At 69.6% G+C, this 25,891-nt stretch carries 24 protein-coding genes and 2 tRNA genes; 4 read left to right on the top strand and 22 right to left on the bottom strand.

All coding sequences use genetic code 11. The features are described 5' to 3' along the window. Positions 1–88 precede the first annotated feature (88 nt). From ACZ561_RS21790 to ACZ561_RS21765, 6 genes are read right to left on the bottom strand one after another with little or no spacing between them, the layout of a single operon-like run. On the bottom strand, positions 89–763 hold the full coding sequence (locus tag ACZ561_RS21790) for a class E sortase (RefSeq protein ID WP_470997528.1): 675 nt from the start codon (positions 761–763) through the stop codon (positions 89–91). Between the two features lie 42 nt (positions 764–805). Beyond that, complete coding sequence (locus ACZ561_RS21785) at positions 806–2,002, bottom strand: class E sortase (protein ID WP_470997525.1); 1,197 nt, start codon at positions 2,000–2,002, stop codon at positions 806–808. Continuing rightward, positions 1,999–2,637 (bottom strand): aminodeoxychorismate/anthranilate synthase component II, encoded by a 639-nt coding sequence (locus ACZ561_RS21780; protein WP_376438990.1) that lies wholly within the window; start codon positions 2,635–2,637, stop codon positions 1,999–2,001. Before ACZ561_RS21780 ends, ACZ561_RS21785 begins: the two co-directional genes overlap by 4 nt. Beyond that, positions 2,634–2,804 (bottom strand): hypothetical protein, encoded by a 171-nt coding sequence (locus ACZ561_RS21775; RefSeq protein ID WP_470998601.1) that lies wholly within the window; start codon positions 2,802–2,804, stop codon positions 2,634–2,636. The genes ACZ561_RS21780 and ACZ561_RS21775 overlap by 4 nt, the downstream gene beginning before the upstream one ends. Before the next feature lie 55 nt (positions 2,805–2,859). Further along, a complete protein-coding gene (locus ACZ561_RS21770; protein ID WP_470997521.1) occupies positions 2,860–3,537 on the bottom strand; it encodes a class E sortase in 678 nt (225 codons plus the stop codon). 19 nt (positions 3,538–3,556) lie between these two features. After that, positions 3,557–4,324, bottom strand: a complete 768-nt coding sequence (locus ACZ561_RS21765; RefSeq protein ID WP_470997518.1) for a DUF881 domain-containing protein — start codon at positions 4,322–4,324, stop codon at positions 3,557–3,559. A 149-nt stretch (positions 4,325–4,473) separates the two neighbouring features. Between ACZ561_RS21765 and crgA the strand changes: the two genes are divergently transcribed. Further along, the gene (gene crgA, locus ACZ561_RS21760; protein WP_329118500.1) at positions 4,474–4,728 is read left to right on the top strand and encodes a cell division protein CrgA; all 255 of its coding nucleotides are present in this window, start codon (positions 4,474–4,476) and stop codon (positions 4,726–4,728) included. Positions 4,729–5,012: 284 nt separating this feature from the next. On the opposite strand, the gene ACZ561_RS21755 is transcribed toward crgA, so the two are convergent. Next, positions 5,013–5,879: a rhomboid family intramembrane serine protease gene (locus ACZ561_RS21755; RefSeq protein WP_470997515.1), complete on the bottom strand. Its 867-nt coding sequence runs from the start codon at positions 5,877–5,879 to the stop codon at positions 5,013–5,015. A 123-nt stretch (positions 5,880–6,002) separates the two neighbouring features. Continuing rightward, positions 6,003–6,530 carry a peptidylprolyl isomerase gene (locus ACZ561_RS21750; RefSeq protein ID WP_470997512.1) on the bottom strand — a complete coding sequence of 176 codons (528 nt, stop codon included), beginning with the start codon at positions 6,528–6,530 and terminating at the stop codon, positions 6,003–6,005. Positions 6,531–6,698: 168 nt separating this feature from the next. Here ACZ561_RS21750 and ACZ561_RS21745 point away from each other — a divergent pair, with 168 nt between their 5' ends. Then, positions 6,699–7,442: a DUF5324 family protein gene (locus ACZ561_RS21745; protein ID WP_470998535.1), complete on the top strand. Its 744-nt coding sequence runs from the start codon at positions 6,699–6,701 to the stop codon at positions 7,440–7,442. Positions 7,443–7,513: 71 nt separating this feature from the next. On the opposite strand, the gene ACZ561_RS21740 is transcribed toward ACZ561_RS21745, so the two are convergent. The 3 genes from ACZ561_RS21740 to ACZ561_RS21730 all read right to left on the bottom strand — a co-directional run bounded on the left by ACZ561_RS21740 (position 7,514) and on the right by ACZ561_RS21730 (position 9,562). Beyond that, complete coding sequence (locus ACZ561_RS21740; protein WP_470997509.1) at positions 7,514–7,882, bottom strand: DUF6344 domain-containing protein; 369 nt, start codon at positions 7,880–7,882, stop codon at positions 7,514–7,516. A gap of 145 nt (positions 7,883–8,027) precedes the next feature. Then, positions 8,028–9,287: an MFS transporter gene (locus ACZ561_RS21735; protein ID WP_470997506.1), complete on the bottom strand. Its 1,260-nt coding sequence runs from the start codon at positions 9,285–9,287 to the stop codon at positions 8,028–8,030. 202 nt (positions 9,288–9,489) lie between these two features. Next, positions 9,490–9,562: transfer RNA gene (locus ACZ561_RS21730), tRNA-Ala, on the bottom strand. Positions 9,563–9,691: 129 nt separating this feature from the next. Between ACZ561_RS21730 and ACZ561_RS21725 the strand changes: the two genes are divergently transcribed. Together ACZ561_RS21725 and ACZ561_RS21720 are read left to right on the top strand one after the other, a co-directional pair. Continuing rightward, entirely contained in the window at positions 9,692–10,240 is a 549-nt protein-coding gene (locus ACZ561_RS21725) for a helix-turn-helix domain-containing protein (protein WP_329118492.1), read from the top strand. A 67-nt stretch (positions 10,241–10,307) separates the two neighbouring features. Further along, positions 10,308–11,624, top strand: a complete 1,317-nt coding sequence (locus ACZ561_RS21720; RefSeq protein WP_470997503.1) for a serine/threonine-protein kinase — start codon at positions 10,308–10,310, stop codon at positions 11,622–11,624. Between the two features lie 50 nt (positions 11,625–11,674). Here the strand turns inward: ACZ561_RS21720 and ACZ561_RS21715 are convergent, their stop codons facing one another. The 11 genes from ACZ561_RS21715 to dnaN form a co-directional block, all read right to left on the bottom strand. Further along, positions 11,675–13,015: a hypothetical protein gene (locus tag ACZ561_RS21715; RefSeq protein ID WP_470998532.1), complete on the bottom strand. Its 1,341-nt coding sequence runs from the start codon at positions 13,013–13,015 to the stop codon at positions 11,675–11,677. Between the two features lie 8 nt (positions 13,016–13,023). Further along, a complete protein-coding gene (locus ACZ561_RS21710; RefSeq protein WP_470997500.1) occupies positions 13,024–14,925 on the bottom strand; it encodes a vWA domain-containing protein in 1,902 nt (633 codons plus the stop codon). A 157-nt stretch (positions 14,926–15,082) separates the two neighbouring features. After that, positions 15,083–15,217 (bottom strand): DLW-39 family protein, encoded by a 135-nt coding sequence (locus ACZ561_RS21705; protein ID WP_003958712.1) that lies wholly within the window; start codon positions 15,215–15,217, stop codon positions 15,083–15,085. Between the two features lie 581 nt (positions 15,218–15,798). Next, positions 15,799–15,872 (bottom strand) — tRNA-Ile (locus ACZ561_RS21700). A gap of 97 nt (positions 15,873–15,969) precedes the next feature. After that, positions 15,970–16,539: a DUF3566 domain-containing protein gene (locus ACZ561_RS21695; RefSeq protein WP_470997497.1), complete on the bottom strand. Its 570-nt coding sequence runs from the start codon at positions 16,537–16,539 to the stop codon at positions 15,970–15,972. Positions 16,540–16,638: 99 nt separating this feature from the next. Further along, positions 16,639–19,239: a DNA gyrase subunit A gene (gyrA, locus tag ACZ561_RS21690; protein WP_470997494.1), complete on the bottom strand. Its 2,601-nt coding sequence runs from the start codon at positions 19,237–19,239 to the stop codon at positions 16,639–16,641. A gap of 41 nt (positions 19,240–19,280) precedes the next feature. Then, positions 19,281–21,329: a DNA topoisomerase (ATP-hydrolyzing) subunit B gene (gyrB, locus tag ACZ561_RS21685; RefSeq protein WP_470997491.1), complete on the bottom strand. Its 2,049-nt coding sequence runs from the start codon at positions 21,327–21,329 to the stop codon at positions 19,281–19,283. 380 nt (positions 21,330–21,709) lie between these two features. Continuing rightward, positions 21,710–22,255: a DciA family protein gene (locus ACZ561_RS21680; protein ID WP_470998529.1), complete on the bottom strand. Its 546-nt coding sequence runs from the start codon at positions 22,253–22,255 to the stop codon at positions 21,710–21,712. 34 nt (positions 22,256–22,289) lie between these two features. After that, positions 22,290–23,411, bottom strand: a complete 1,122-nt coding sequence (gene recF, locus ACZ561_RS21675) for a DNA replication/repair protein RecF (RefSeq protein ID WP_470997488.1) — start codon at positions 23,409–23,411, stop codon at positions 22,290–22,292. A gap of 56 nt (positions 23,412–23,467) precedes the next feature. Then, positions 23,468–24,346, bottom strand: coding sequence for a phosphogluconate dehydrogenase (NAD(+)-dependent, decarboxylating) (gene gnd, locus ACZ561_RS21670; protein WP_376439029.1), 879 nt, complete (start codon positions 24,344–24,346; stop codon positions 23,468–23,470). A 109-nt stretch (positions 24,347–24,455) separates the two neighbouring features. Beyond that, complete coding sequence (gene dnaN, locus ACZ561_RS21665; protein ID WP_030205035.1) at positions 24,456–25,586, bottom strand: DNA polymerase III subunit beta; 1,131 nt, start codon at positions 25,584–25,586, stop codon at positions 24,456–24,458. Positions 25,587–25,891: the final 305 nt, after the last annotated feature.

Here is a 25,891-nt window from a genome sequence, read left to right as displayed (position 1 = left end):
AAGAGGCCCGAAGTCGCAAGGTGAAGTTGCGGCTTCGGGCCTCGGCCATCCTAGGACTACGGGCCTCCTCCAGGGAGGTCAGTCGCCACTACCGCAGCTCCGCCGGCGGCGTGCGGGCGCTGTCGACCTTCTCCGTGCGTTCCAGCTCGCCCCAGACGATGTAGCGGTAGTCCGAGGTGTACATCGGCGTGCACGTCGTCAGCGTGATGTAGCGGCCCGGCTTCGCCCTGCCCGATTCCGTGGGGATCTGCTGGAGAACGTCCACGTTGTACTTCGTCGTCTCCGGCAGGGTCTTGTAGACCTTGTAGACGAACCACGTGTCCTTGGACTCGAAGACGATCGAGTCGCCGTTCTTCAACTTGTGGATGTTGTGGAACTTCGCCCCGTGCCCGTCCCGGTGCGCGGCCAGCGTGAAGTTGCCCTGCTTGTCCTGCGGGAGGGCCGACTTGATCGGGTCGAGGTAGTAGCCGGCGACACCGTTGTTCAGGATCTCGGGCTCGGTGCCCTTCTTGACCAGTATCTCGTCGTCACCCATCGCCGGGACGTGCAGGAAGCCGATGCCGCCCTTGGTGTCCAGCGCTCCGGGGCCCGCCGCCCACTGGTCGCGGACCTGGTCGCCGTCGCGGCCGGCGGCGCGGTCGGCGAGGACGTTCGTCCACCACAGCGAGTAGACGACGAAGAGACCGAGCACCAGGCCCGCGGTGATGAGGAGTTCACCGAAGACGCTGATGACTCCGGCGATCCGGTTGCGCGCACGTGCCACTGCGTCGTCCCGTTCTGAGTGTGGGGTCGTGAGTCGTGGGTCTCAGCCTACGAGCGCGTCCGGCTTTCCCTTGCTCCGCGGGCGTTCCTCGACCATCTTGCCCCACACGATCATGCGGTACGTACTGGTGAATTCGGGCGTACAGGTCGTCAGCGTGATGTACCGCCCCGGCCCCTTGAAGCCCGACTGCTTCGGGACCGGGTCGATGACCGACACGTTCGACGGTGCGGTCTGGGGCAGGATGCTCGCCATTTCGTACGTGTAGTACGCGTCCTGGGTCTCGACGACGATCGGGTCGCCGGGCTCCAACTGGTTGATGTAGCGGAACGGTTCGCCGTGCGTGTTGCGGTGCCCGGCCACGGCGAAGTTGCCCTGCTTGTCGCCGGGCATCGCCGTCTTCAGGCTGCCCTCCGCGTAGTGGCCCACCATGCCCCGGTCCAGGACCTTGGGCTTGCTGATGCCCTCGGCGACCGGGACGACCACGTCCAGCTTGGGGATGTACATGATGGCGAAGCCCTGCCCCGGCTCGAACGCGCCCGGTGCCCGGCCCTTGGACCAGGAGTCCTCTATCTGCCCCTTGGCCTGGTCGGCCTGCTGGCCGGCCCGGACGTTCGTCCACCACAGCTGGTACGTGACGAACAGCAGCATGACCACGCCGAAGGTGATGAAAAGCTCGCCCACCACCCGGCTCGCGACGACCCCGACACTGTCCTTCTGTGCCTTGGCCGCACGGCGGGCCTCGACGCGCGAGAGCGGGGCCGCGGGGGCACCGGAGGGCGTCTCCGACGGCGTCGCTCCCCGACGACCACGTCCCTTGGCGGCCTTGCGGCGCTCGGCCCTGCCAGGGCCCGGGAGCGGGGCCGCGGCGGGCTCGACGGTCCGCAGGGCCATCGTCCCGTCGTGCGGCTCCTCCTGGGGCTCGTACGGCTCTTCGTACGGCTCCTCGTACGACGTCTCGGGCGCCGGCACGGCGGAAGGCTCGGCTCTCGGCTCGTACGACGGTTCCTCGTACGCCGGTGCCTCGTACCCGGACGCGCCGTACCCGGACGCGTCATACGCAGGCGTCTCGTACCCGGGTGTCTCGTACGTGGTCGGCCGATGCGCCTCATACGCGGGCGTGTCGTACCCCTGAGCGGCCTGGTACGCCGTCTCCTCGTACGACGCCGCCGGCATCGGCTCCCCCGGCCCCGGCTCGTCCGACAGATTCGTCGCCCGGAACCACGGCGACCCCGCCGTCACGCGACGGCCTTGCCCACCACCGGCGCGAGCCCCGCCGACCGGCCCACCGCCCCCTTGTCGCCGCACTGCTCCAGCCAGTTGGCGAGCATCAGGTGGCCGTGCTCGGTGAGCACCGACTCGGGGTGGAACTGCACGCCCTCGACCGCCAGATCACGGTGGCGCAGCCCCATGATGATGCCGTCGTCCGTGCGCGCCGTGACCTCCAGCTCGTCCGGCAGGGCCGCGGGCTCGGCGGCCAGCGAGTGGTAGCGCGTGGCGGTGAACGGCGAAGGAAGGCCGGCGAAGACGCCCTTGCCCTCGTGCGTGACCAGCGAGGTCTTGCCGTGCAGCAGTTCGGGGGCGCGGTCGACGACACCGCCGTACGCCACCGCCATCGACTGCATCCCCAGACAGACGCCGAAGACGGGCACGCCGGTCGTGGCGCAGTGACGGACCATGTCGATGCAGACACCGGCCTGTTCGGGCGCGCCGGGGCCGGGCGAGAGCAGGACGCCGTCGAAGCCGTCCTGCGCATGGCTCAGTTCGACCTCGTCGTTGCGCAGCACTTCGCACTCGGCGCCGAGCTGGTAGAGGTACTGAACGAGGTTGAAGACGAAGCTGTCGTAGTTGTCGACGACGAGAATCCGCGCGCTCACTGGCCGTCCACCGTCACATCGTTGAACGGAAGCAGCGGCTCCGCCCAGGGGAACACGTACTGGAAGAGCGCGTAGACGATCCCGAGGACGAGTACGAGCGAGATGATCGCCCTGATCCACACGTTGCCCGGCAGATGCCGCCAGATCCAGCCGTACATGACGTCCACTGCCCCTTCCGTTCGTTACGGGCACCAGAGTACGGGGGATCGGGGCTGTCAGGGGTCAGCCGGCCAAAGCAGGTGGCTTGCCCTGCGTCACAGGCTGGGTGGCGTCCAGGTGCGCCCAGGCGATCAGCCGGTGGCTGCTGCCCCACTCGGGCTCGCAGGTGGTGAGGGTGAGATAGCGACCGGGCCCGTCGAATCCGGATTTCCGGGGGACGGGGTCGATCACGCCGATGTCGGTGGGAACGGTCCGGTGGGGCGTGCGTGCGACGCGGTACGTGTACCAGGTCGTGCCGTCGGTGAGGACGACCGCGTCACCCGGGCGCAGCCGGGGGAAGTCCTTGAACGGATCTCCGTACGTGCGCCGGTGGCCTGCCACGGAGAAGTTGCCGGTCTCGCCGAGGCGGGCGGTGGCGGCGTAGTGGCCGAGCCCCTTCTTCAGGATGGCCGCGGAGGTGCCCTCCAGGACGGGCCACTCCCAGTTCCTGCCGAGCCGGGGGATGTACATGACGGCGATACCCTTGCCGGCCGTGTAGGCCTTCGGGGGCGGTGCGGCCGCGGTGGCGTCGGGGACGGGGCGGTCGATCCACTCCTGTTCCAGGGTGTCGATCTGGCCGTCCGTGGCGCTCTCGGCCTGGACTCCGGTCCAGAACATCACGTACACGACGAAGAGGACGATCACGGTCCCGACGGTGATGCACAGCTCGCTGAACGTTCTGACGATCAGTCGCACCGCCACCGGCCGGGCCTCCCCGCAATCAGCTCACAGGCTTCGCGTAGTGGAGATCCACTGTGCCGGAGTAGCCGGGAAGAGTCACCGCCCTGTGCTCGTCCACTTTCCAGCCGAGCCCGTACGCCTTCACGTACAGCTGGTAGTTCTGGACGGCGGGCGCGTCGGCGAGCGCCGCGGTCAGCTTCCCCCGGTCGCCCACAGCGGTGATCTTGTACGGGGGTGAGTAGACGCGACCCTGGAGGATCAGGGTGTTGCCCACGCAGCGCACGGCGCTGGTGGAGATGAGCCGCTGGTCCATCACCTGGATGCCCCGGGCACCGCCCTTCCACAGGGCGTTGACGACGGCCTGGAGGTCCTGCTGGTGGATGACGAGGTCGTTGGCCTGCGGTTCGGGGTAGCCGGGGGCGGCCTGGGCGTTCGGCGGGGCGTCGTTGAGGGTGACGGTCAGGCCCGGCCCCGCGATCTCGGAGGTCCCGGCGGCCGCCTCCAGGGCACGCAGTTTGGCGTCCTCGGCGCTGGTGGAGCCGTCGTCGCGGGCGGCGAGGGCGTCGACCTGACCGCGCAGGGCGGCGGTGGACTCGTCCAGTCCGGCGTTCTTGTGGCTGCGCTCCTCGATCAGGTCGGAGAGCCTCAGCAGGGAGGCGTCCGTCCGGATGTTGGTGCCCTTCGCGGTGTTGAAACTGGTCACGAAGATCAGTCCGGCGAGGGCGAAGACGGCAGCGGTCAGCACCCGGACGGGGCGCCACCCAGCGGTTCGGCCCGGCCCGGGGGATGAGTCGGCGGAATTGCTCAACGTACCCTGATCCCCTTCGGTGCCGCGGAACCACTACGCTAACGGACGCCCGGGGGACGCAGTGGTCCTCCTACGTCACAGTCGTCCCGCCCCGGCGCCAGCCACAGTTCCCTGCGCGGTCACGCAGCGCATCGACAGGAGAGTCCCTCGTGCCGAAGTCACGTATCCGCAAGAAGGCCGACTTCACGCCCCCGCCCGCCAAGCAAGCCACCAACATCAAGCTGACCAATCGCAGCTGGGTGGCTCCCGTGATGCTGGCACTGTTCGCGATCGGGCTGGTGTGGATCGTCGTCTTCTACGTCACCGACGGCACGCTGCCGGTGAAGTCCATCAACAACTGGAACATCGTGGTGGGCTTCGGCTTCATCGCGGCCGGGTTCGGCGTCTCCACGCAGTGGAAGTAGCTTCTCCCCGCTCTGCCAGTCAAGCCTTGCCCTGAACTTATCCACAGCGTTGTGCACAGCACTGGATAACTTACGAAGATCTGTGGATAACTCCAGGGCAGGTTGACGCCGGTGTGACTGCGGCGCCCCTGCCGGAAGCGCGCCCCGCCCCTCACTCCCGCTGGAAAAGCCCAGCTCAGGAGTGAGGGGCGCAGTCGTTCTCCACCAGGTGCACAAGATCCGGCACTCGCTGTGGATAACTCTGGGGAAAGCTTTTCGGGAAGCTCGTCCACAGCCCTCGTCGCTCAGGTGAGCGCGGCCGAGCGGGCGAGGACCATACCCAGATCGATCAGGAGCACCAGTCCACAGGCCGTGTACTGGACGACGTTCCGCCGGGCCCTCGGGGCGTGCAGCAGTCCGTAGGCGACCAGGGCGCCGCCGACGAGGCCGCCGATGTGCGCCTCCCAGGAGATTCCGGGGCGGGTGAAGGTCAGCAGCAGCGACAGGCCCACGAAGAGGATCACCGGCCGCATGTCCAGCCGCTGGCGGCGGGTGAGCACCGCCCAGGCGCCGATCAGGCCGAAGACGATGCCCGAGGCGCCCAGCGAGGGCTGGTTCGCCGGGGAGAGCAGATAGGCGAGCGCGGAGCCGGAGAGGCCGGAGAGCAGACAGAGCGTGGCGTAGCGGATCCGGCCGAGCTCCGGCTCCACGATCCCGCCGATGACCCAGAGACCCAGCATGTTGAAGACGAAGTGCGCGACCTCCTGGTGGAGAGCCGTCGAGGTGATCAGCCGGTACCACTCGCCGTCCGCGACCCCGACCACCTCGGTGAGCGACGGGCTGAAGGCGTAGCCGATCAGCGACAGCTCGTCCACGACCCGGTCTCCGGCCGCCTGGACGGCGATGAAGAGGGCGAGGTTGATCGCGATGAGGATCTTGGTGACCAGGCGCCCGTCGGACGCCACCCGGCCGCCGGCGAGCGTACGGGGCTGGTTGGCGTCGGGTGCGTGGCCCGTGCCGGAGCCGTTGCGTACGCAGTCCGGGCACTGGAAGCCGACGGAGGCGGAGACCATGCACTGCGGGCAGATCGGCTTGTCGCAGCGGGTGCAGCGGATGCCTGTCTCGACGTCCGGGTGGCGGTAACAGCGCGGCATGCCGGACTGCGGCTCCATGGAGATCCCTCCCGAGGAGATGGGGCGACGAGGCGGCGCCCCGCCCTCCTGATACGGATGAGCGGGGCGGAAAGGTTCCCTGGCGGGGGGCCGGCCGGCTGTCCGGTCAGCGGGTTCCTCCGGTCAGCGCGTCTCGATGACGACGGACTCCAGGACCACGTCGTCGAGGGGGCGCTGGGTGTTGGCGTTGACCGGCGCCGCGGCGATCGTGTCGACGACCTTCTTGCTCGCCGCGCCGACGACCTCGCCGAAGATGGTGTGCTTGCGGTTCAGCCAGGTCGTGGCCCCGACCGTGATGAAGAACTGAGAGCCGTTCGTGCCCGGGCCCGCGTTGGCCATCGCCAGCAGATAGGGACGGTCGAAGAAGAGCTCCGGGTGGAACTCGTCGGCGAACTCGTACCCCGGTCCGCCCGTGCCGTTCCCCAGCGGATCGCCGCCCTGGATCATGAAGCCCTCGATGACCCGGTGGAAGACGGTGCCGTCGTACAGGCGGTCCGTGGTGACATCGCCGGTGGCCGGGTGCGTCCACTCCCGCTCGCCCTTGGCGAGTTCGGTGAAGTTTCTGACCGTCTTGGGGGCGTGGTTCGGCAGCAGCCGAATCTCGATGTCGCCCAGGTTGGTCTTGAGAGTGGCGTAGAGCTGCTCGGCCACGGTCCGCCTTCCGTAAGTCTCCACTGACGCGCATCGCATCCTCGCACGGAAGAGACAGGGGGATGCCCCGGATGCCCGCCCCGCATGCCGGACCGCGATCGGGCAGGCATGATTTCGAAATGGGTGGAAAGGCGAAATACCGACACCGCCACCGAGGAGGAGGATCCCGTGACCCGGATGGACAGCGTGCGCGCCGCGACCGATTCGGCCAAGGACAGCGTGCTGCACGCCGCGGAAGTGGTGGCGCCCTATGCGAGCACGGCCAAGGAACAGGCCTCGCAGTACGCCGGCACGGCCAAGGACCACGCCGCGCTCTATGCGCACGAGGCGCGCGTCCGGCTCGCGCCGAAAGTCTCGAAGGCCGCTCAGCAGGCCCGTAAGCAAGCTCGTGTGCAGTACAAGTGCCATGTGGCACCTCATGTACCGCCGCGGGTCGACGAGGCCGCGCAACGTGCCGCGATCGTCACCCGCAAGGCCGCCCGTCAGGCGGCCGACTACACCGTTCCGCGTGTCGAGCACGCGGTCGCCGCGACCGGTCCGGCCCTCGATGAGGCCGGGTCGCGTTCGGTGGCCGCCTGGGCCGCGCTACGCGGACAGGTGACACCGAAGGAGATTCGGAAGATCGTGAGGAAGCATGAGCGTCGGGCCAAGGCCGGACGCGTCGCCATCGGACTCGCGGTCCTCGCTGTGGCGCTCGGCGGCGCCTTCGCCGCCTGGAAGTGGTGGGACAAGCAGGCCAACCCGGACTGGCTGGTCGAACCGCCGGCTCCTACCGAGGTCGATGAGGGGGCGGAACCGTCGTCCCGTACGTCGCCGCTGTCGTCCGTCGACGGCAGTGGAGCTCTCGATCCCGAGGTGGAGGCCAAGGAGGCCGAAGCCGATACCGACACGGACCGCGACGAGCGTCGCTGACCGTCGGCTGTCTCCGCGTTTCGCGGTGGGTCGTAGGTCGTGGGGCACGGGGAGCACGAACTCCCTGCGCCCTACGCCTTCGCGGCGAGCGCGATGTCCGTCAGCTCCGTCTGGTCCGCGAGCGTCGTCTCGTCCGCGGCGTCGGCGGCCAGGTGGCGGACGGAGGGCGAGGAGTTGTGCGCCTCGGCGCCGATGCGCTGCTTGATGGTGGGCGGCAGGGAGCGGTCGCGGACCCAGGGCCACTGATGCGCCGCCCGCTGTGCCGGTACGACGGCCTGGGTGCGCGCAGCGGCGGTGGCGGCCGAGGCCGGCTCCTCCGGCTGCTGAACGGCGGGAGCCTGCGCGGCGGTGGCGGTGGACGCCAGGCCGACGGAGGCGAGCAGGGCGAAGAGTACGGAGATGAAGGCGGTCCAGAACTGCTTGACCTTGGCGGTGGCCATGGCCCCTCGCTTTCGTGACGTTCTCGGATGGTGCATTTCGATTTGCGCGCTTTTCGTACCTTCCTCATGATGTGGACGGGCGCCTCGATTTCTCGGAGCGACGCCGTCACCGCGCAGTTCTTCCGATGAACACCACCCGTACGGCTCAGCGGACTCCCACGAGCTCTGTGGCCTCGTCGGTGGCGGTCGCCTGCGCGCGCGCCTTCTCGGCCCACCGGACCGCGGGCTTCGTCGCCGCCGAGGCGGCCAGGAAGATCCCGCCGAGCACCAGCCAGCCGGGCACGCCCCAGGTCACCAGGAGCGTGGTGACGAGCAGCGGGCCCAGCGTCCGCGCGACCGGGACACCGGTGCCGTAGAAGCCCTGGTACTGGCCGATCCGGCCGGCCGGGGCGAGGGCGAAGCCGATCTGCCAGGAACCGGCGGAGTGACGCATCTCCGCGGCGACCTGGAGCGCCGCGCCGAGGGCGAGCACGGCGACGGTCGTCCACGGCCCGAGGCCTGCCGCCGTCACCGCGAACACGGCGCAGGAGGCGAGCATGACGACGCCGGACCGGCCCACCGCGCGCGTGGCCTGCGGAAGCCCGGTCACCGACCTGGCCGTCCGTACCTGGAAGAGCATCACGGCCGCGGTGTTGAGGACGAACAGCGCCGAGACGACCCAGCCGGGCGCCGACGTGCGCTCCACGATCCACAGCGGCAGGGCGAGGCTGAGCAACGGGAGCCGCAGGAGCAGCAACGCGTTGAGGAAGGTGAGCAGCGCGTACGGGCGATCGCGGAGCACCGCGAGGCGCGGTTCTCCGCCGGTCGCCGCCGGGGTGGCGGGCACCGACGGCAGTCCGCGCAGCACCAGTGCGCAGAGCAGGAAGCCGGCCGCGTCCAGCGCGAAGACGGACAGGTAGGCGGTGCGGGTGCCGGCGTGCAGGGCGAGTCCACCGATCCCGGCGCCGACGGCGAGGCCGGCGTTGAGGGTGGACTGCAGCTTGGCCAGGACCTCCGTACGGGCCGAGGGCTCGACCAGACCGGCGAGCAGCGCCTGGCGGGCGGCGGCGAGGCCGCTCTGGGCCGTGGAGTACACCGCGGCCACGATCATGAAAGCCAGGAGGGAGCGGATGAAGAGGAACGATCCGACGGCCGCCGCGGTGGCGAGCGCGAGCAGGACGGCGGTCCCGCGCGGTCCGCGCCGGTCGGCGAGGTGTCCGAGCGCGACGCCCGCGACCGAGCCGACGGCCCAGGCGAGCGTGAGGCCGATACCGATCTGCGCGGCGGAGAGACCGACGATCCGGGTGAAGTAGAGCGCCGAGGAGACGTAGAAGGCGCCGTCGCCGATCGAGTTGCTCAACTGGGCGAGAAGGAGCGCTCGGGGAGCCCGGGAGGCCCGCGGAGCCCGGAAAGAGGTGTTCGGCATGGACACGACGCTAGGAGTCCGTGGCCCAGCCTGACAGGTCCATTACGAGGCCCTGGGCTTGGGCCAATCCGTCGACTGCCGACCTGTCCCCCTCGGCGCCGCACCGACTCCCCGGCGCCTCCTGGGTCGGGCGCACCGGCCTCACACACCGAAAAATGCCCCCCGACACCGCGTTTCCGCAGGTCAGAGGGCATTCGGGGAGTGGAGCCTAGGGGAGTCGAACCCCTGACATCTGCCATGCAAAGACAGCGCTCTACCAACTGAGCTAAGGCCCCGGAACGAGAACAGAGTACCGGGTCACCCCCTCATTCCCGCAAAAGGATTGGGACTCCCCGTCGGCGACCACGCTCCGTAAGATGCTGATCGAGGTTCGCAGTGGCGAACCGCAGGGATGGGGAGAAGCAATGGACACAGCGCAGCAGGAAGCCACGGCAAGAGCCAGAGAGCTTCAGCGCAGTTGGTACGGAGAGCCACTGGGGGCGCTCTTCCGTCGCCTGATCGACGATCTCGGGCTCAATCAGGCACGGCTCGCGGCCGTGCTCGGTCTTTCGGCGCCCATGCTCTCCCAGCTGATGAGCGGCCAGCGGGCCAAGATCGGCAACCCGGCCGTCGTGCAGCGTGTCCAGGCCCTTCAGGAGCTCGCCGGGCTGGTCGCGGACGGCAGCGTCAGCGCGGCCGAGGCCACCGACCGCATGGACGAGATCAAGAAGTCCCAGGGCGGCTCCGTGCTGACCGGCACCAGCCAGACCACGACCAGCTCGGGCGCGCCGACCGTGCGCCGCGTGGTGCGCGAGATCCAGTCGCTGCTGCGCTCGGTCGCGGCGGCCGGCGACATCATCGATGCGGCCGACTCCCTCGCCCCGGCCCACCCGGAACTGGCAGAGTTCCTCCGGGTGTACGGCGCCGGGCGCACCGCGGACGCGGTCGCGCACTACGAGTCGCACCAGAACTGACGTAGAGCAGCCGGGTTCGGCACAGGCGGCAGAACGAGACGGCACGACGGGGAGCGGGCGCAGCGCAATGGGTGAGGTCTTCGCTGGTCGGTACGAGCTGATCGACCCGATCGGACGCGGTGGCGTCGGCGCGGTGTGGCGCGCCTGGGACCATCGACGCCGCCGCTATGTGGCGGCCAAGGTGCTCCAGCAGAGCGACGCCCACACACTGCTCCGCTTCGTCCGGGAGCAGGCGCTCAGGATCGATCACCCCCATGTCCTCGCCCCGGCCAGCTGGGCCGCGGACGACGACAAGGTGCTGTTCACCATGGATCTGGTGGCCGGCGGGTCTCTGGCGCACGTGATCGGGGACTACGGTCCGCTGCCGCCGCGCTTCGTCTGCACCCTGCTGGACCAGCTGCTCTCCGGACTTGCCGCGGTGCACGCGGAGGGGGTCGTGCACCGCGACATCAAGCCGGCGAACATCCTGCTCGACGTCACCGGAGCCGGGCGGCCGCATCTGCGGCTGTCCGATTTCGGCATCTCGATGCGCAAGGGCGAACCCCGCCTGACCGAAACCAACTACGTGGTGGGTACGCCCGGTTACTTCGCTCCCGAGCAGATGCTGGGCGCGGAGCCGGACTTCCCGGCCGACCTCTTCGCGGTCGGCCTGGTCGCGCTCTATCTGCTCCAGGGCCAGAAGCCCGATTCCCGTGCCCTGATCGAGTACTTCATGGCGCACGGGACCCCGGGAGCGCCGGAAGGCATTCCGGAGCCGCTGTGGCAGGTGCTCGCGGGCCTGCTCCAGCCGGACCCGCAGGCCCGCTTCAAGACGGCGACGGGCGTGCGCAAGGCGCTGACCTCGGCGATCGAGATGCTGCCCGAGGCCCGCCCGGACGAGGAGCCGGTCGAGGTCTTCGACCAGATCGGCCCGCTGCCCGCCGGATTCGGCCCGAACGGCCCGGAGCCCCAGGCCCCGGCCCAGCCCGCGGCCACCCCCGCCTCCGTACAGCCTCATACACAGCCGCAGACAGAGGGCCAGGCCCAGCCACAGCAGCCCGTGCCGACGCCGAGCCCCTCCGAGACGGGCAGCTTCCACCTGTCCCCGCCCCCTCAGCCGGTCGCCGCCCCCACGCAGCCCCCGGTCACCGCCCCTTCCGCGCATGCGGCCTCCCCCCATCCCGCCGCGCCGGACTTCGCCCAGGCCCCGACGGCCGCGGTGTCGTTCAATCAAGCCTCCACTCGTCAATACACCGCTCACGCCCATCAGGTTCCCGCGCGGGCCGCTTCCGCCGCCCCGGTCCCGGCAAAGCGACCGGGACCGCCCCCGAAGGTGGCGATCCCGGTTCTGGTCGTCGCGCTGATCTGCTTCGCCGTCGGCATCTGGGCACTCACCCAGACCTGACCGGCCGGACCCGGTCGGCGAGCCCGCCCCGCCGACCGGGCGGCCCCGGCCTACCAGGCCGTCGGCGGCCCGAACTGCGGCGGCCCGTCCTGCGGCGTCGCCCGCGCCGCCCGGCGCCGCCCGGCGAGCGTCCACAGGCCGAGCCCGACGATCAGTACGGTTCCGGCACCGATCCCGGCCGCCGCGACCAAGGCCATGCTGTCGTTCTTCTGCGCCTGCGGCCCGCTCGCACCGCTGGCCGCCGCGTCCCGGTCGTCGTCGGTGACCTTGAAGACGCCCGCGTCCCCGTCGTAAGCAGGACCCGCCTTCGCCGTGCCGGAGACGTTCACCCGCAGGGTCAGCGGCACCGGCTTGTCGCCGTACTCCTTGGCGACCTCCGGGCTGAGCGTGGCCGACAGGTAGTACCAGCCCGCGAACCGCAGCGCGTTGGTGTAGCTGTTGGAGGAGTAACGGTTCTCGAAGGCGACCGGCCGGTGCGGGTCGAGAGCGAGCGTCGCCTGCTTGCCGTCGTAGCTGAGGGTGTCCTCGTCGACATGGCCGCGGGCCGGGTTGTCGAGCGACAGGACCAGCGCGTTGCTCACATACGTCGTGGCGCCCGAGGGGCTGCTGCCGAGCTCCGCGGTGGCGAAGAGCTGCTGCCCCCAGTCGACGGGGACCCGGTAGAAGAGCGTCTGCCCGGGCTTGATGTCGGCACGCCACTCGCCCTGCTTCAGCGAGGTGGCGTCGTGGAAGCCCGCGGCGCCCTGCCGCTTCTGCGGTCCGCCGGCGGGCGGCGGGGGCGAGGAGGAGGGCCAGTTCTCGGGCAGCTCGGTGGGCCCGGTCTGCTTCACCCCGGGCTCGGTGAGGTACCGGATCTCCAGTTCCCAGTCGTCGGGCGTGGAGACGGCCTTGGAGGTCCGCTCGACCAGCACGTAGTAGGCGCCCGCCTGCTGACAGGTCGAGCTGTCGGCCTCGATCGTGCGGTGGGCGTAGGCGGTGATGGGCCGGGTGAACCCGGCGGACCCGAACGCCGTGTCCTGGTAGCCGCACTGCGCGTTGGAGCCGTCCTGCAGGCTGACTTTGATGCCGTCGCCGTACTCCACCTTGCCGCCGGCCTTGGGGACGGCGACGACCGACACGTACGCGTTCTGTTTCGCGTCCAGATCGACCCGGTAGTAGAGCTTGCCGTCCTTCTTGATGCTGTCGTGGTAGCTCTGCCCGGCCTTCAACTGCTGGGCGTCCAGGCTGGATGCGGCGCCCTTGACCTGCGTGGCGCCACCGTCGAAGGCGTACGGGTCCTCGCCGGCCGCCCATGCCGCGCCCGGCAGCACCGCGGCCGTGAACACCGCCGCCGCACCCGCCGCCGCGACCAGGGACCCGGCCGCCCGCATCCTCCCGCGCTGCCTCTTCACGCGCCTGTTCACGCGCCTCTCCTCGTGTCCGTAGCCGTCCCGCCCCGTACCCGCTTCACAACGAACACCGCCGCCGCGATCAGTACGACGGCGCCGCCCGCCGCCCCGGCGGCCCCGGTGACGGTCCATCCTGCCCCGCCCGTCCCTCCGCTGTCTGCGCGCGCGGACGATTCGCCCTGGTTGTCGGTCTTTCCGGCCACCGGCGCCGCGCCGTGTTCCGGCCCGGTCAGCTCCTCGCCGAGGACCGCGACCCGCAGGACCATGGCGATCTGCGGGTTCCGGGCGATCTCGGCGGCCTCGGCGCCGAGCGTGACGGCGATGTAGAAGCCGCCGGTGGTGTGCACCGGGACGACGTTGGCGTTGCTCTCATACCGGTTGGTCCAGGCGACGGGCACCGTACCCATGCTCAGCGCGGTGGGACGGCCGTCGTACGTGGTCTGGGAGCCGAACTCTCCGGTCCCGCCGCCGACGGGGTGGCGTGCGGGTGTGTAGACCTGCGTGCCGCCGTACGACCTCACCGACGAAGAGCCGTCGACGGTGGGCTCGTTGGCGAACTCGACGTCGTAGCGCAGCTGCTGTCCCCAGCCGACCGGCACCTTGTACCAGAGGGTCTGCGAGGGCAGGAGCCGGTCGCGCCAGACGCCCCGCCCGAGCTCCCGGGCGTCGTTGAAGCCGGTCCCGCCGCGGACGTCCTTCGGATCGCCGGTGGGCAGGACGGCCTCCTTGCCGCCGGCTCCGTACTCCGGCTGCGACTGCGCCGGGGTGACTCCGGCCCGCAGCGGCTTCTCGACGCCGAGGACCAGCTCCAGCGGCCAGCGGGCCGCGTCCGAGTCGGGCTTGCTGGTGCGCTCGATGACGAACCAGTAGCGGCCCGCCTTGTCGCAGGTCGAGTACCGCTTCTCGGTGGGGATGCGGGAGACGGCCGAAGTGAGCGGGACGGCTCCCTCGTTCTGGTGAAAGATCTCGCTGTCGGTCGCGCAGTTGCCCTCACCGCCGGCGTGGGCGTAGACGAGGGCGGTGCTCAGCTTGTCGACGGTGTCCACGGCCGCTCCGGGCTGCGGCACGGCCGTCGCCGAGAGATCCACCGTCGAGACGTCGTCCACGTCGACGGCGTAGTACCGCTTCTCACCGGGCCCGATGGTGTCCAGGTACTGCCCCGGCACGAGTGCGGGCGCCCGGTCGCTCGTCGGGGTGCCCGCGATCTGCTCGCCCCGCAGCCGGTAGCCGTCCGCCGAGAGCCGTGCGGCCCGCTGGAGCTGGCGGGCGAGCGCGTCGGCGTCGGGCGCGTCGTAGTAACGGCCGTTGCCCGCCTCGGCGATGCACTCCAGCTGCTTGCGCGCCGCGCCCTTCACCTGGAAGCCGACGGTGTCGATCCGCAGTCCGATGCCGTCCTTGGCGAGCTGGGCGGCGACCTCGCAGGGCTTGGGAGTGCCGCAGGTGTCCTCGCCGTCGGAGATCAGCAGGATCGTGCGCGTGGCGATCGTTCCGCCGGAGGGCCCGGGAAGGTCCTGGGCGGCCTTCTGGAGCGAGAGCCCGATAGGGGTGTCCCCGGTGGCCTTCAGCGCCGCGACGGCGGCCTTGAGCCCGGCCCGGTCCAGCGGCGCGACGGGCCGGACGAGCCGGGTGTCCGTGCATCCCTGGGGCCGGTCGGCGCCGTAGACCCGCAGTCCGGTGGGATGCCGGTCGGGCAGGCCGTCGACGACGGTCCCCACGGCGGTGCGCGCCGCCTCCATCCTCGTACGTCCCGAGCCGTCGTCGTCGCCCATGGAGCCGGACGAGTCGAGCACCATCACCAGGCTGCCGGCCCCCGACGCCTCCCCCTCGGCCGCGGCCGCTCCCGGTGCCGGCGCGAGCAGCAGGGCGAGCAAAGCCCCCACCACCCAGCCGGTCGCTGTACGTCGCACTCTCATGCCATCGCCCCCCTTGACCGCGATCACTCAACTTTGCTCTTGCAACCTAGTGATTTGCGTAGGCGAACTCAAGAGGGGCGGTGTCACGGTCCTGAAACAGCGCGAAGCCCCGGCCGCTCGAACGCGGCCGGGGCTTCACCCTCAGACAATGTGCGACTCAGACACCCGAACCTGCGGGCACGGAGTCGGTCGCCTCCGTCCACAGATCCTGCTCGGCGCGATCCGCCTGGATCTGGCGGTACACGAGGAGCCCGCCGATGGCGGCCAGTGCGACCAGGAGAAGCTTCTTCACCGCGCGACCTCGTCTTTCGTTGACGTAGGAGACTTCTGACGCCCACTCTACACACCGACCGATACCGATCGGTGACCTAGGCAGGGCCTGTGGCGTGAAATGCAATCGGCCCGAACGGGTGAACCGTCCGGGCCGATCGACGCTGGAGGGCCACCAGGAGGTCAACCTGCGGCTCCGTCCCCATCGGACCGGAGCGGGGCGACCATCGACGTCGACCTGACCGGTTCGACTTCCCCCGCCCTCCGCCGGGAGCCTCCGGGCCTTCCCGGCATGCGCTTGAGGAGGCGGAACACGAAGGGGACGGTCAACCAGACGTTCCATGCCGTCCACAGCCAGAAGATGACCGCCTTGACGGTCTCCCAGACGCCCCACTGCCCACCGGGGCCATCGAGCATGAACAGAACGGCCGGCACCCACAGCCCCCACGCCTTGGCCACCCTTGGCCTCGGCCTTGAGGGTCCCCACCGGGCTTCCCGCGCCATCCATGTCCACTCCGTTCGGCCGGCCCCGCTCCATCCGGCGACCTGCCGCCATACATACCGAAGACCCCCAACCGTGACCGGTTGGGGGTCTTCATGCTGTGGGGCTAACAGGATTTGAACCTGTGGCCTCATCCTTATCAGGGATGCGCTCTAACCAACTGAGCTATAGCCCCGCCGCGCTCTGCGGTGTGTGTCCCGCGCGCTGACTCCTGAAGATTAGCGCACGTGGGGGCCAGTCCCAAAATCGGTTCCTCGGCCCCCACCGCGGCGCTACTCGTCCTCGGCCAGCGTCAGCTCCACGCCGCCCACGAAACCGGCGGACAGGTTGTAGATGAACGCCCCGAGGGTCGCCAGCGCGGTCATCAGGACCACGTCGATCACGGCGATCACCGAGGTGAACATGAGTACGCGCGGCAGCGAGAGGAACGACTGCAGATCGAAGCCGTTGGACTCGTTCGAGCCCGTCGCCTCGCTGATCGTGCCGCCGACGGTCGAGAAGACGCCCATGGCGTCCATGACCATCCACAGCACCGAGGCGGCCACGACCGTGCAGACGCCCAGCGCGATGGAGAGAAGGAAGCTCACCTTCATCACCGACCACGGGTCGGCCTTCGCCACCCGCAGCCGCGCCTTGCGCGTACGGGGCGTGGTGCGGGCCCCCGTACGCGGACGGCGCACCGCACCGGTGTTCTGACCACCCGTGCCGGCGGCCGGCGCCTGAGCACCGTACGCCTGCGGCGGGTGGTAGGGCCCGCTCGGCTGCTGCGCTCCCGCGCGATCGCCGGGCAGCGGCCCGTTGTACGTCTCGTACGAGGGCCCCTGCCCTCGGGTGTCCGTCACCGCAACCCCCTGGGAGTCCGTGGCGGAACCACGGGCACCGTTCGCTCCAGCAGAAGCTCCGGCAGCCGCCGAACCGGCGCCCGTGGATCCACTCACGCTCTACTCCTCGTGCTCCCCGGCCGAGGGCTGGGTGCCCTCGGCTGCCTCGACCGCGATCGCGGCCTCGACGCCATCGCCGTCAGCGGCAGCTTCGACCTCTTCGGCCTCGCTGCCCGCCTCGGCGTTCCGTGCGATGCCGACGACGGCATCGCGCTTGCCCAGGTTGATCAGCTGGACGCCCATGGTGTCACGGCCGGTCTCCCTGACTTCGTTGACGCGCGTACGAATCACACCGCCGGACAGCGTGATGGCGAGGATCTCATCCGTCTCCTCGACCACCAGCGCGCCCACGAGCGAGCCGCGGTCCTCCACGATCTTGGCGGCCTTGATACCGAGGCCACCACGACCCTGGACGCGGTACTCGTCGACGTTGGTCCGCTTCGCGTACCCACCGTCGGTGGCGGTGAAGACGAACGTACCCGGCCTGACGACATTCATCGAGAGCAGCTCGTCGCCCTCGCGGAAACTCATGCCCTTGACGCCGGACGTCGCCCGTCCCATGGGACGGAGCGCGTCGTCCGTCGCGGTGAACCGGATCGACTGCGCCTTCTTGCTGATGAGCAGCAGATCGTCCTCCGCCGACACCAGCTCGGCACCGATCAGCTCGTCGTCGCCGCCGTCCTCGGTCTCCCGGAGGTTGATCGCGATGACACCACCGGAACGCGGCGAGTCGTAGTCCTTCAGCGCGGTCTTCTTCACCAGACCGGCCTTGGTGGCGAGCACCAGGTACGGCGCGGCCTCGTAGTCGCGGATCGCCAGGATCTCGGCGATCTGCTCGTCCGGCTGGAAGGCCAGCAGGTTGGCGACGTGCTGACCGCGCGCGTCCCGGCCGGCGTCCGGAAGCTCGTACGCCTTGGCCCGGTAGACCCGGCCCTTGTTGGTGAAGAAGAGCAGCCAGTGGTGGGTCGTGGAGACGAAGAAGTGGTCGACGATGTCGTCCTGCTTCAGCTTCGTACCGCGCACGCCCTTGCCGCCGCGCTTCTGCGAGCGGTAGTCCTCGGTCTTCGTCCGCTTCACATAGCCGCCACGCGTGATGGTGACGACGATGTCCTCCTCGGCGATCAGGTCCTCGATGGACATGTCACCGTCGAAGGGCACCAGCTTGGAGCGGCGGTCGTCGCCGAACTTCTCGACGATCAGCGCCAGCTCCTCGCTGACGATCTGACGCTGACGCTCCTCGGAGGCGAGGATCGCGTTGTACTCGTTGATCTTCGCCTGGAGCTCGTCGTGCTCGGCGACGATCTTCTGCCGCTCCAGGGCGGCGAGCCGGCGCAGCTGCATCTCGAGGATGGCGTTGGCCTGGATCTCGTCGATCTGCAGCAGGCCCATCAGGCCCTCGCGCGCGACCTCGACCGTGTCGCTGCGGCGGATGAGCGCGATGACCTCGTCGATCGCGTCCAGCGCCTTCAGCAGACCGCGCAGGATGTGCGCACGCTCCTCGGCCTTGCGCAGCCGGAAGCGGGTCCGGCGCACGATGACCTCGATCTGGTGCGTCACCCAGTGGCGGATGAACGCGTCCAGCGAGAGCGTGCGCGGCACACCGTCGACGAGCGCCAGCATGTTCGCGCCGAAGTTCGTCTGCAGATCGGTGTGCTTGTACAGGTTGTTGAGGACGACCTTGGCGACGGCGTCGCGCTTGAGCACGATGACGAGCCGCTGGCCGGTACGGGACGAGGTCTCGTCGCGGACGTCGGCGATGCCGCCGACCTTGCCGTCCTTCACCAGGTCGGCGATCTTCTGCGCCAGGTTGTCCGGGTTCACCTGGTAGGGGAGCTCCGTGACCACCAGGCACTGGCGGTTCTGGATCTCCTCCACCTCGACGACCGCGCGCATCGTGATCGAGCCACGGCCGGTGCGGTACGCCTCCTCGATGCCCTTGCGGCCCACGACCAGCGCACCGGTCGGGAAGTCCGGGCCCTTGATCCGCTCGATGAGCGCGTCGAGGAGCTCCTCGTGGCTGGCCTCAGGGTGCTCCAGCGCCCACTGGGCACCGGCCGCGACCTCGCGCAGGTTGTGCGGCGGGATGTTGGTCGCCATACCGACCGCGATACCGGCCGAGCCGTTGATCAGCAGGTTGGGGATACGCGCCGGCAGAACCGTCGGCTCCTGGTTGCGGCCGTCGTAGTTGTCCTGGAAGTCGACGGTCTCCTCGTCGATGTCCCGGAGCATCTCCATCGACAGCGGCATCAGCTTGCACTCGGTGTACCGCATGGCGGCGGCCGGGTCGTTGCCCGGGGAACCGAAGTTGCCGTTGGAGTCCACCAGCGGCATCCGCATCGACCAGGGCTGGGCCAGGCGGACGAGCGCGTCGTAGATGGAGGAGTCGCCGTGCGGGTGGTACGTACCCATGACGTCGCCGACGACGCGGGCGCACTTGTAGAAGCCCTTCTCGGGCCGGTAGCCGCCGTCGTACATCGCGTACAGCACGCGCCGGTGCACGGGCTTGAGGCCGTCCCGGACGTCGGGCAGCGCACGCGACACGATGACGGACATCGCGTAGTCGAGGTACGAGCGCTGCATCTCGGTCTCGAGCCCGACCGGCTCGATGCGCAGCACCGGCTCTTCTTCTTCAGTGGTCACAGGGGGGTTCTCGTCGGCCATTGCTGGTCGTCAGTCCTTTCGTACGGTCAGCTGAGACCGACTCAGATGTCGAGGAAGCGAACGTCCTTGGCGTTGCGCTGGATGAACGAACGCCGGGCCTCGACGTCCTCACCCATCAGCACCGAGAACAGGTCGTCCGCCTGGGCCGCGTCGTCCAGGGTCACCTGGCCGAGGACACGGTGGTCCACGTCCATCGTGGTGACGCGCAGCTCCTCGGCGTTCATCTCGCCCAGACCCTTGAAGCGCTGGATCGAGTCTTCCTTGATCCGCTTGCCGTTCCGCTTGCCCAGCTCGACCAGCGCGTCGCGCTCGCGGTCCGAGTACGCGTACTCGAAGTCGTCCCGGCCCCACTTGATCTTGTAGAGCGGCGGGCGGGAGAGGTAGACGTGACCGGCCTCGACCAGCGGACGCATGAAGCGGAAGAGGAAGGTCAGCAGCAGCGTGTTGATGTGCTGGCCGTCGACGTCGGCGTCCGCCATCAGAATGATCTTGTGATAGCGGAGCTTCTCGATGTCGAAGTCCTCGTGGACTCCGGTGCCGAAGGCCGAGATCAGCGCCTGGACCTCGGTGTTCTGCAGGATCTTGTCGATCCGCGCCTTCTCGACGTTCAGGATCTTGCCGCGGATCGGCAGGATGGCCTGGTACATCGGGTTACGGCCGGACTTGGCCGAGCCGCCGGCGGAGTCACCCTCGACGATGAAGATCTCGCACTTGGTGGGGTCGTTCGACTGGCAGTCGCTCAGCTTGCCCGGGAGGGACGCCGACTCCAGCAGACCCTTGCGTCGGGTCAGGTCGCGCGCCTTGCGGGCCGCCACGCGCGCGGTGGCCGCCTGGATCGACTTGCGGATGATGTCCGCGGCCTCGACCGGGTTGCGGTCGAACCAGTCGTTGAGGTGCTCGTGGACGATCTTCTGGACGAAGGTCTTGGCCTCCGTGTTGCCCAGCTTCGTCTTCGTCTGGCCCTCGAACTGCGGCTCGCCCAGCTTGATCGAGATGATCGCCGTCAGACCCTCGCGGATGTCCTCACCCGTGAGGTTGTCGTCCTTCTCGCGCAGCAGCTTCTTGTCCCGCGCGTAGCGGTTCACCAGGCCCGTCAGCGCGGCCCGGAAGCCCTCCTCGTGCGTACCGCCCTCATGCGTGTGGATCGTGTTCGCGAAGGAGTACACACCCTCGCTGTACTGCGAGTTCCACTGCATCGCGATCTCGACCGAGAGCGTGCGCTCCTTGTCCTCGGCCTCGACGTCGATGACGGTCGGGTGGATCAGCTCGCCCTTGCGCGAGTTGAGGTACTTCACGAAGTCGACGATGCCGCCCTCGTAGTGGTACTTCACCGTGCGCGCGGTGGGCTCGGCGGCCGCCTCGGCGTCCGGGTCGTCGGCGCCGACGGTCGCCTTCGCGGACTCGCGCTCGTCGGTGAGGGCGATGGTGAGGCCCTTGTTGAGGAACGCCATCTCCTGGAAGCGGCGCGAGAGCGTCTCGAAGGAGTACTCGGTCGTCTCGAAGATGTCCGGGTCGGACCAGAACGTGACCGAGGTACCGGTCTCGTCGGTCTCCTCGTGCTGCGCGAGGGGCGCGGTCGGGACGCCCATCTTGTAGTCCTGCGTCCAGCGGTGGCCGTCGGTCTTGATCTCCACCGAGACCTTGGTGGAGAGGGCGTTGACGACGGAGACGCCGACGCCGTGCAGACCGCCGGAGACCGCGTAGCCGCCGCCGCCGAACTTGCCGCCCGCGTGGAGGACCGTCAGCACGACCTCGACGGCCGGCTTGCCCTCGGAGGGGACGATGCCGACGGGGATGCCGCGGCCGTTGTCGACGACGCGGACGCCGCCGTCGGCCAGGATCGTCACGTCAATGGTGTCCGCATGGCCGGCCAGGGCCTCGTCGACGGAGTTGTCGACGACCTCCTGCACCATGTGGTGCAGTCCGCGCTCACCGGTCGACCCGATGTACATGCCGGGTCGCTTGCGGACCGCGTCCAGACCCTCGAGGACGGTGATCGCGCTGGCGTCGTACGACGCAGCGTTGGCGGACGGAATGTTCTCGTTGGGGTTGCCGGAATCGGCCACGAAGCGCCCTTTCTGGCACAGCACAGGCCGTTCTCCGGGCATACGGGAGCGGCTGCGTCGTTCGACTTGTTCCGCGGGGTGGCGGGATTGTCTACCAGTCTACCGGTAGCGCCGACACGAATGGGGGTTTGCCGGTACCTGAGTCCGCATGTGCCGCCCTGGGCGGGAGCGAGACGACTCCCCATATCCAGGGAGGGGCTCCAAAGGGCTCTGACGGCCACCCAGCGCTTCGGGAGGTGACCCGGTGTGGGCGTCGTCGTGGAGACCGTTGTGGGCATACGTTCCACAGGGCTGGGGGTCCCCCTGGACGAAGTCCGGGGGAGGGGGCACAACCCACTAACGCGCTGCCCGCGCCAGGGCCCCGCGCCACGGCACCCTGGGGTGCCCGCACGCCGCAGGCAACGTCAGCCGTACGTGTCCCCAGGCCCCACGGACCCGGGCGCCCGCAACGGCCCGTACCCCTTGCGCGGACCACCCGGCCCCAGGACCTTGATCACCCGCACCGTCCCGTGCCCCAGGTCCTCGTTCAGACGCGCCACCAGCCTCGGCGCCAACAGCCGAAGCTGTGTCGCCCACGCCGTCGAGTCGCACTGCACGGTCAGCACCCGCTCCTCCGGCGCCTCGTCGTACTTCAGCGGGACGCAGTGCTTCGCCAGGTCCTCGCCCACGATCTGCGGCCAGCGCCCCATGACCCCGCCCACCGCCGCCGGCGTCTCCCAGCCGCGCTCGGTGATGAGCCGGTTGATCGCGGCGCCGAGCCCGACCGGGTCGCGCCCGTCGGCGTGGGCACCCGAGCGCAGCCCGCCGCCCCGCCGGGCCTGCTTCTTCTGCTGCGCCGCGGCGCCCCGCGCCCTCGCCTGCTCCTTCGCCGCACGCAGCGCGACCCGCGCGAGATCCACACCCGACGGCTCGGCCGCCTTGGGGGCCTGGGGAACCCCGGCCTGAGGGATCTGGGCCTGGGGGCTCTCGTTCTCGCTCACGACCTCACAGCCTCTCCACCGAACCCCCCGCGACGGAGTACCGGACCCCCGCCAGCACCCCCGGCACGTCGTCGTCCACCGCCGCCGTCACCAGCACCTGCTCGCCCGGAGCCACCAGCTCCGCGAGCCGCTCCCGGCGCCGAGCGTCCAGCTCCGCGAAGACGTCGTCGAGGACGAGCACCGGCTCGTTCCCCTCGGCCCGCAGCAGGTCGTAGGAGGCCAGCCGCAGCGCCAGCGCGTACGACCAGGACTCCCCGTGACTCGCGTACCCCTTCGCCGGCAGATCGCCGAGCTTGAGCAGCAGCTCGTCCCGGTGCGGCCCGACCAGCGTCACGCCGCGCTCGATCTCCTGCTTGCGCACCTCCGCGAGCGCGGAGATCAGCTGTTCGTACAGCTCCTCACGGGTGTGTCCGGGGCCCGGCGCGGACGGCCGGTACTCCAGCAGAATCGGTCCGCCACCCGGCGCCAGCTGCTCGTACGCCTTGTCGGCCAGCGGTTGCAGTACGGCGATCAGATCCAGCCGCTGCGCCAGAAGCTCGGCGCCCGCGCGCGCCAGATGCTGGTCCCACACATCCAACGTTGACAGGTCCATGCCACGGCCGCCGTGCCGCCGTGCCATCGCGGCGGACTTCAGCAGGGTGTTGCGCTGCTTGAGCACCCGCTCGTAGTCGGAGCGCACACCCGCCATGCGCGGCGCGCGCGCCGTGATCAGCTCGTCGAGGAAGCGCCGGCGCTCCCCCGGATCACCCTTGATCAGGGCCAGATCCTCCGGAGCGAACAGCACGGTCCGTACGATCCCCAGGACGTCACGCGGCCTGACCTGCGAGGACCTGTTGATACGGGCACGGTTGGCCCGGCCCGGGTTGAGCTCCAGCTCGACCAGCTGGGAGCGCTCGCCCTGGGTGACCGCGGCGCGGATGATCGCCCGGTCCGCTCCCATCCGAACCAGCGGGGCGTCCGAGGCGACGCGGTGGCTGCCGAGGGTGGCGAGATAGCCGACGGCCTCGACCAGATTGGTCTTGCCCTGGCCGTTGGCGCCCACGAAAGCCGTGACGCCCGGATCGAGCGGGACCTCGACCCGGGCGTAGGAGCGGAAGTCGGCCAGCGACAGATGCGTGACATGCATGGTGTACGCCGACCTTCCCCCGGCTGCTGTGCACCGAGGGGTGCACAGCCTGTGGATTACTTCTTGGACTCGACCGCGTGGCCACCGAACTGGTTGCGCAGCGCGGCGATCATCTTCATCTGCGGGGAGTCGTCCTGACGCGAGGCGAACCGCGCGAACAGCGAGGCGGTGATCGCGGGCAGCGGCACCGCGTTGTCGATCGCGGCCTCCACCGTCCAGCGGCCCTCGCCGGAGTCCTGCGCGAAGCCGCGGAGCTCGTCCAGGTGCTCGTCCTCGTCCAGCGCGTTGACCGCCAGGTCCAGCAGCCAGGAACGGATGACCGTGCCCTCCTGCCAGGAGCGGAAGACCTCGCGCACGTCCGTGACGGAGTCGACCTTCTCCAGGAGCTCCCAGCCCTCGGCGTACGCCTGCATCATGGCGTACTCGATGCCGTTGTGGACCATCTTCGCGAAGTGACCCGCGCCGACCTTGCCCGCGTGCACCGAGCCGAACTCGCCCTCGGGCTTGAGCGCGTCGAAGATCGGCTGGACCCGCGCCACGTGCTCGGCGTCGCCGCCGTACATCAGCGCGTAGCCGTTCTCCAGGCCCCAGACACCGCCGGAGACGCCGCAGTCGACGAAGCCGATGCCCTTGGCCGCGAGCTCCTCGGCGTGCTTCTCGTCGTCGGTCCAGCGGGAGTTCCCGCCGTCCACGACGATGTCGCCGGGGGAGAGCAGCTCCGCCAGCTCGTCGATGGTGGACTGGGTCGCGGCACCCGCCGGGACCATGACCCACACGACGCGCGGACCCTTGAGCTTGCCCACAAGCTCTTCGAGGCTGTGGACATCGGCGAGGTCCGGGTTGCGGTCGTATCCGATGACGGTGTGGCCTGCGCGGCGGATGCGCTCGCGCATGTTGCCGCCCATCTTGCCGAGACCGACGAGACCGAGCTCCATCAGAGATTCCTTAAGCGTCGTGTGCGGTTTACCCGGGTCCGAGCCTACGCCCGGACCCCGGTGCACACCTGTGGGGTCAGCCGCTCAGTCGACGCCCACCCATGAGCTGTCAGCCGCTCAGACGAACCGGCATGATCAGGTACTTGTACGCCTCGTCCGCCTCGGCGTCGACGGCCGGCTTGCCGCTCAGCAGCGCGGGCTTCGTGGACGTCGTGAACGAGAGCTGGGCGACCGGGGAGTCGATCGCGCTCAGGCCGTCCAGCAGGAAGGTCGGGTTGAAGGCGATCGAGATGTCGTCGCCCTCCAGCTGCGCGTCCACACGCTCCACAGCCTGTGCATCGTCGCTGGAGCCGGCCTCCAGGATCAGCACGCCCTGCTCGAAGCTGAGCCGGACCGGGGTGTTGCGCTCGGCCACCAGGGCCACACGCTTGACGGCCTCGACGAACGGGGCGGTCTCGATCACCGCGACCGAGTTGAACTCGGTGGGGAACAGCGTCCGGTACTTCGGCAGGTCGCCCTCGAGCAGCCGGGTGGTGGTGCGGCGGCCCGCGCCCTCGAAGCCGATCAGGCCCTCGCCCTTGCCGGAGCCGGAGAGCGCCAGGGTGACCGTGTCACCGCTGGTGAGCGCCTTGGCGGTGTCCAGGAGCGTCTTGGCGGGCACCAGGGCGACGGCCGAGGCGTCCGGGGACTCCGGCTTCCACAGGAACTCGCGGACCGCGAAGCGGTAGCGGTCGGTGGAGGCCAGGGTGACCGTGTCGCCCTCGATCTCGATGCGGACACCGGTGAGGACCGGCAGCGTGTCGTCGCGGCCCGCGGCGATGGCGACCTGGGCGGCGGCGGAGGCGAAGACCTCACCGGGCACGGTGCCGGTCGCGGTGGGCATCTCCGGCAGTGCCGGGTACTCCTCCACAGGCAGGGTGTGGAGGGTGAAGCGGGAGGAGCCGCAGACCACGGTCGCCCGTACACCGTCTGTGGAAATCTCGACGGGGCGGTTGGGGAGGGCGCGGCAGATGTCGGCGAGCAGGCGGCCGGAGACCAGGACGGTGCCGTCCTCCTCGACCTCCGCCTCGACGGAGACACGGGCCGAGACCTCGTAGTCGAAGCTCGAGAAGCTCAGCGCGCCGTCCTCGGCCTTCAGCAGAAGGCCCGCGAGCACGGGCGCCGGCGGACGGGCCGGAAGGCTACGGGCCACCCAGGCCACCGCCTCCGCGAGTACATCGCGCTCCACCCGGATCTTCACCGGAACCGCCTCCTGCTGTTGCTGGCTCTTCGTCGACTGCGGGAACCAGTCTGACGTACGCCGCCGACACTCGGTGCGGCTCGGGGTCAAGTCGCGACAAGAGGCCGCCGAGGCTCCGGCGCCGAGTTGTGCACAGGTCCCACTTCGAAGCGGATTCCGGGCTAACTCTATGTGGGAGTAGTAGTAGGGCCTGTGGAAACCGTGGATAACGCCATCTGCGCAGGTCAACGCCGGTTTTTTGTCCACTGCCCCTGTGGGTGGACCCGGTGGACAACTGGGGTGTTCTGTGGACACCCGAAAGTTCT

The organism is Streptomyces sp. NPDC039609 (genome assembly GCF_055596705.1).
The sequence above is the reverse complement of the archived record's forward strand: the minus strand, read 5'-3'. Positions and strand labels throughout refer to the sequence as shown.